Annotated in this window: 7 protein-coding genes and 1 tRNA gene; 4 read left to right on the top strand and 4 right to left on the bottom strand. The window is 31.7% G+C overall.

All coding sequences use genetic code 11. From position 1 onward, the window contains the following. Nucleotides 1-155: 155 nt before the first annotated feature. The 4 genes from HGG78_RS18345 (at nt 156) to HGG78_RS18335 (ending at nt 2893) form a co-directional block, all read left to right on the top strand. Complete coding sequence (locus tag HGG78_RS18345) at nt 156-1523, top strand: tyrosine-type recombinase/integrase (protein WP_172533766.1); 1368 nt, start codon at nt 156-158, stop codon at nt 1521-1523. 432 nt (nt 1524-1955) lie between these two features. After that, nucleotides 1956-2480 (top strand): helix-turn-helix domain-containing protein, encoded by a 525-nt coding sequence (locus HGG78_RS18340; RefSeq protein ID WP_172533765.1) that lies wholly within the window; start codon nt 1956-1958, stop codon nt 2478-2480. Nucleotides 2481-2483: 3 nt separating this feature from the next. Then, on the top strand, nt 2484-2618 hold the full coding sequence (locus HGG78_RS19210) for a hypothetical protein (protein WP_255091414.1): 135 nt from the start codon (nt 2484-2486) through the stop codon (nt 2616-2618). Further along, nucleotides 2618-2893 (top strand): hypothetical protein, encoded by a 276-nt coding sequence (locus HGG78_RS18335; RefSeq protein ID WP_172533764.1) that lies wholly within the window; start codon nt 2618-2620, stop codon nt 2891-2893. The genes HGG78_RS19210 and HGG78_RS18335 overlap by 1 nt, the downstream gene beginning before the upstream one ends. A gap of 134 nt (nt 2894-3027) precedes the next feature. Here HGG78_RS18335 and HGG78_RS18330 read toward each other — a convergent pair whose 3' ends face one another. The 4 genes from HGG78_RS18330 to HGG78_RS18315 all read right to left on the bottom strand — a co-directional run bounded on the left by HGG78_RS18330 (nt 3028) and on the right by HGG78_RS18315 (nt 5823). Further along, nucleotides 3028-4212: a plasmid recombination protein gene (locus HGG78_RS18330; protein WP_172533763.1), complete on the bottom strand. Its 1185-nt coding sequence runs from the start codon at nt 4210-4212 to the stop codon at nt 3028-3030. 367 nt (nt 4213-4579) lie between these two features. Continuing rightward, nucleotides 4580-5029, bottom strand: coding sequence for a DUF4234 domain-containing protein (locus HGG78_RS18325; protein WP_100550129.1), 450 nt, complete (start codon nt 5027-5029; stop codon nt 4580-4582). A gap of 3 nt (nt 5030-5032) precedes the next feature. Then, nucleotides 5033-5374: a hypothetical protein gene (locus tag HGG78_RS18320; RefSeq protein WP_172533762.1), complete on the bottom strand. Its 342-nt coding sequence runs from the start codon at nt 5372-5374 to the stop codon at nt 5033-5035. Between the two features lie 358 nt (nt 5375-5732). Then, nucleotides 5733-5823 (bottom strand) — tRNA-Ser (locus HGG78_RS18315).

Below are 5823 nucleotides of genomic sequence, written 5' to 3'. Positions count from 1 at the left end.
GTGGCGGAGAGATAGGGATTTGAACCCTAGAACCGCTATTAACGGTTGCCGGTTTTCAAGTTTGATTAACCATTCAATATTTAGTATAACTTTCAATAATTTAAATGTGGTAGTTAGTGCCTAACAACCAAACTAACAACTTTGAGAGTTCTGAAATGACTACGAAAAGCATCAAAATCCACGATGGATTGTCGATCCGAAAACTACCGCAAAGCAAAAATTACAGTGTCTATATCAAGTTCGATGGACATAAAAAACGTCAATTTTCACTTAAAACGTCCGATCTCGATGAAGCTATAGCAAAAGCTAAAGCAGAGTATCAATTCAACAAAATGATGTTAGAGCGTGGCTTACCGATACAGCAGCCAAAACAACGTCTAACAGTTCATAAGTTATGTAATGAATTGATCAATGAGTTTGAACAACTCCAAAATACTGTAGAAGTAAGAACAACTAAGAAAGTCGTTAAGGGGAAAGAGAAATACGCCACGCAGATCCGCTACTGGAAAAGGTTTATTGAGTATTACCCAGATAATTTTCTCATCTCAGATCTTGGTTTCGATGAGGTGCAAAGCTACTTTTTAAGCCTTGAAACTTCATTTTCAAAAAATACTTTCGGTAAGTATAAATTTTGTTTTAAGAAATTGTTTGAAAGAGCTTTAGATAAAAAGGTTATAACAATAGATCAAACATTCGATATAAATAAAATCAATGTTGAAATTGCTACTTGTGAACCGAGAAATGCTTTAACCGAAAACGAAATCTCAATAATAGTTAATGAATTAATGCTAAGAAAAAAAGTAGGCAAATCAAAACATACAGATATAATATTTTTTACTTATATTAATTGGTTAAACTTCACTGGTATGAGAACAGGCGATGAATGTTATGAATTGCAATGGAAAGATTTTGAATTAAACAATAATGGGGATCTATATTGTATTGTAAATGGTGGTAAAACGGCTAATTACAAGAAGAATAAAAGAAAAGTGGTGCTTGATACAATGGCTGTTAATTCCCTTGTAATTTTAGCTAATGAAAAATATAAAGATCTGGTAAAAGGATTAGATGAATATGAAATAATTGAATTATTATCAAGAATAAAATCCACAGATTTTGTTTTTTCAACCAAATATTCAGATAGACCAACCTATAACAAAATTTTCAATGAATTAATTGAAGATCTTCGAAGTAGATACTTACTTACTACATCAAAGAACTTTACGCTATATAGCTTCAGACATAGCTACATCACAAGATGTATTGAAAATAATATTCCATTATCACTCATAGCAGAAGTTTGCGGCACAAGTTTAAAGATGATTGAAGATCATTATTCACACATTGAAACAATGTCTAAATCCTCAAGAAAACATCTACTTACTCATAAATTGATTTTAGAGGATGAGAAGAAAAAGAAACAAAAAGCTCTTTCGGCAGAAGAAATTCAAAAACAAAAACTTGAGTTATTTGATTTACTCGACAATCAAGATTCAACCAATCCCCATCAGAAAAATTTTTAGGGGGTATCAGGGGGACTGACCTCCCCCTGCATTAAAAAAACAATGCTAATTTTTCATTCTTCAAAATCAGTAAAATACTTATAGTTCTTAGTATAATATAGATATAAGAAAGAGGCTTATTAAAAATCCCTAATTTTAGGGATTTTTTTTTGACCTATGGGATCCCTGGTGTCCCATTAATGGGCGCACTTTGTTAAAAAACACTTCTTTTTTCCCTAAATCTAAGGAAAAAAAAGGGGGCAGATTTTTATTTCAACTGTATGTTTTTTGCCTATTTATAAGGTTTTTTTAATTTTAGAGTATCAAATATTAAAAATCACATTAATGTGAGGTGTATGTCTTGATTAAAGATAATTATGTCTCAACCCTTGACAGAGTTTTATTTTATGATTTATTAAGTTATGTCAATTTAATAAATATAGGAGAAATGAAATGACAGATATATTAGAAGTCGAGGGAACAACAAAATATAGTACCGAGCGTGGAGACGGTCAGAAAAGTCCCGTAGAGTTAAGTATTAACGAAAAAACAGATGAGGTTGAGGCAAAACAAAAAAGTGCTGCATTTTATGCATTTAATAAAGAGAATTACAAAACGAAAGTTCTATTAGCTCGTGAAGAACCAGTTGCTAATTCAATCCTAGAGTTTTTCATATCTGAAATGGACGGAACAAATGCACTATGTATTTCAATGGCCACTCTAGAAAAATTATTTAATTTAAATAGAAGAACTCTATCAAGACATATTAAAGTCTTAGTTGAAAGAAAGTTCATTGAAATTTTTAAAAACGGAAATATGAATGTTTATGCAATAAATGCATTTATTGTTTGGACTAAAGGAGACGCCAATCTTTGGAAGGCCAAGTTTACCGCTACGATGTATTTAGACTATGATGAGCAAACAGAAAAAATAAAGAGGGAATACTCGAAAACAATAGCAACAAAAAAAGGAAGATAAATAATGCTTGATTATATTAAAGAAAGTAGAGATATAGCATTAGCTGAAATAATAAGATTGGTTAATGAAGATAATGAAAATTATATTCAAGAAATAACAGTTGAACAAAAACAAAAAAATAAACAGGAGAATAAATAATGAGGGATATAAAAGCGTTAGAAAAAGAATTAGGAATAAATATTATTAACACTGAAACAGCAATTTCTATTGGTGCTACAAGATATTTTTTAACTCATAATTCAAGTTCAAAACTTGATCTTAATTATAACTGTTATGAACAAAATCTTTACGATGAAAATATTCTTGAAAAAGAGTTGAGAGAGAAAAACAAAAAAACACCGATTTCTGATTCTGAACTTGTTAGTGAATATATTGAATATAAAAGACAGTTAAAAAAAGAAAGTTATCAATAATGATAACTCTTTTTTGTTTAAAAATTCTTTATCTTTTGTTCAAGTTCGAGTTAAACAAAAGCTTCTCCGCTACGCTGCGATACTCATTTTTTCAATAGAACGATAGAGCTGTTCTATCAAAAAAATCGAGCTGATTAATATTCTGGTGGTTTAGGTGGAGCTGGTCGAAGTGTTGATTGTGATTTTCTTCCGTGTTTTCTACGGTTCTTAATGTTTTTAACCTTGTTTTTCTTAGCTTCAATCTCTTTTTCCTTTTTCACATTCTCAACTTTTTGAGTCTCAACATCCTTTTTAACTTCTTCTTTTTTCTCTACTTCTACGGCTTGCTCTAATACATTTTCTTGTTCTGGTGCTTCTGGTCGTTTGGTTAGAGCTTCATAAATCTCAATAGCCATAGACTTAACTTTATCCGCCCCTGGCAAAGCTAATAGTTGTTTAGTGATTTTCGTGTGTTTATCAGCAAAATCTATAACAAAATCTTTGATTTTTTCAGCATATCCACCAAGGTTTTCAAATCTTTCTATGTCGTTTTGGTGATCGAGTATCTGATCCAAGAGCTGATCTTGGTCCTGCAAATTTTTAGCGTGATTTTCAACCAGTTCAACCGTTTTTAATTCTAATTCTCTTACATAATCAGCCTTGGTTTTATGATCTCTTTTATTGGTTTGTTTCTTTTCTCCACGGTCAAACCCAAACTTTTCAAAGTGTTTATGCAATAAATCTTGGCTTTCGCTCCAATTATCTTTTGTCATAGTTCTTAGGCAGGATTTATTGTTTTCAAAGTCATAATTCAAAAAAACAGCGTGAGCGTGAACATTATGTTTAATATATTCGGTTGTAAAATCTTCATCAGGATTATCAATTGGAACGTATTTTTTTTGTTCTTCTTCATCTAATTCTATTAATTTTTCACTATCAATAATTGTTCCTTCGTCCAAATGAAACTCAAATCCGATAGGTTCAAACCCAAACTTTTCTTTAAACTCCAACATAAAATCTTTTGTAGCTTGTTCAATTTCAGATTGTTTTCCATTCTCTAAACATTCATTGAATTTTTGAGAATGGAATATTAAAACACTATCTATGAAAGTATTAGAATTGTCTTGTAAACATCGTTTATTTGCTAAACGTGCCTCTTTCAGCTTATTTTCATAATGATTTTTAATATCTCCATCACCAAACGAATAACCAAAATTATTTTTAGTTAAACATTCTATGGCATTAACATTTTCAATCATATTTCTTAAAACATGGTCTATTTCTCCAATATTACTATTTTTATAATACTTGGTATTTACTGCACAATAATTTTTATCCATTTTTAAAATCTCCTTGTTATATAAACAAAGAAACACATAAAAAAAGTTAATCAATAAGCTGTAAGAAAATAACTCTCACAGTGTTTAGAACTGTGGAAAAAAATCTGTGAGATATTTTTTTTAACTGTGAAAATAAACTGTGGGAACTCTATAAAAGCTGTGAGGTTTTAACTGTGTGAAACACTGTTTTAGCACACTAAAACAGTTCTACGAACTGGTGTGGTCTGTCTGACGATTGGGGAAACCCCAAACCCGTTCGGCACAGCCTCACCCGCTACGCTCTCGATTTTTCAAAATCTCACGAGAGAAGACCAAAAAAAGGCTACCTAATACGGTAGCCTTTTAAAAGAAATGCAAAAGTTAGTTTTTAAGCTGCAACTTTTTCTGAAAGAACATTTGATTTTTCAACTTCGTCTTCAAGTTCATTGATACAGAAGTTTATATAGTAAATGTTAAAGAAAAAAGTGTAAAAAGAGTTCATCGAATAATCAATCTTGTGATCATTTAGCATCATTTTTTGGATCGACTTTTTGGCTTTAAATGCCCACACAATATAGAATATGCCAGATAAAATACTTAGCAAACCGCCAAAAGCTGCTAAATCAGGTTCAGCGGAAAACACAGAAGACCAACCAATCAATGCAGCTAAGACAATTATAATTCGGTAATCAAAGATTTTATCTTCTAATGTTTCCTCAATTACACTATTATTTTTAAACAACCACATCACATTATAAATACCTAATGTGACTATTGATAACAGAACAAAATTTAATGTTTTAGTATTTACTTTACTTTTTAATAGATTAGCTTTCATTTATTATAGTCCATATACATTTACGTAGAATTGTTCACCATCATCAGTCATTTCTACCGTATAAGTAATTGGTATTTCATTTGATTGACCAGTAGTGCTAGCGTGAATGTCAAGTTGTGCAGCGCACTCAAATGCTCCAGTTTTATCATTTTCATCTGTTGTTCTAATAGCATTAACAGAATAAGAAAATATTTTTGCAGCTTCTGCACCTAGTTGATTTATCATCTCATCATTTGCAATTTCTTTCACTAGGTCTGTCGTTTCAGAGTCACCACACTTTGGTGCAGATGGAGAGCACCCTCCTAGTAGGACAATCAAAGGTAGGGCCAATGCAGCTTTTTTCATAGAAAATTCCTTGTAACATTAAGATAATTGGAAACATATTTTATATCATTCCAATGCATAACAAAATGTGTCATATCAAATTTCTATTGAACTCGCCCAGAGCGAAAGACAAAAGACAGGTCTCTGTGAACCACCCTGAACGACTTTTATCAAGCTGTCAAGCCAATGGCTCAAACAGTTTCAAAAAAACGCTTAGAAACGCATAGAGAGAATTTCTTGAGAAGTTATCAAGGAAGTGCTAAAACTAACAACAGCTAACAACTGCATTTTTTAGCTAAATATTGCTGATGAGGTTCAACGTTTAATAAACGCCAGATAAGAGATAACCCACTGTTTCCAGTGGGTTATCTCTTGAATGTGGCGGAGAGATAGGGATTTGAACCCTAGAAGGGCTACAAACCCTTGCCGGTTTTCAAGACCGGTGCTTTCGACCACTCAGCCATCTCTCC

The organism is Vibrio aestuarianus (assembly GCF_012395185.1).
Taxonomy (GTDB): domain Bacteria; phylum Pseudomonadota; class Gammaproteobacteria; order Enterobacterales; family Vibrionaceae; genus Vibrio; species Vibrio aestuarianus.
Note: the sequence above shows the minus strand (reverse complement) of the source record. Positions and strands in the feature narration are given on the sequence as shown.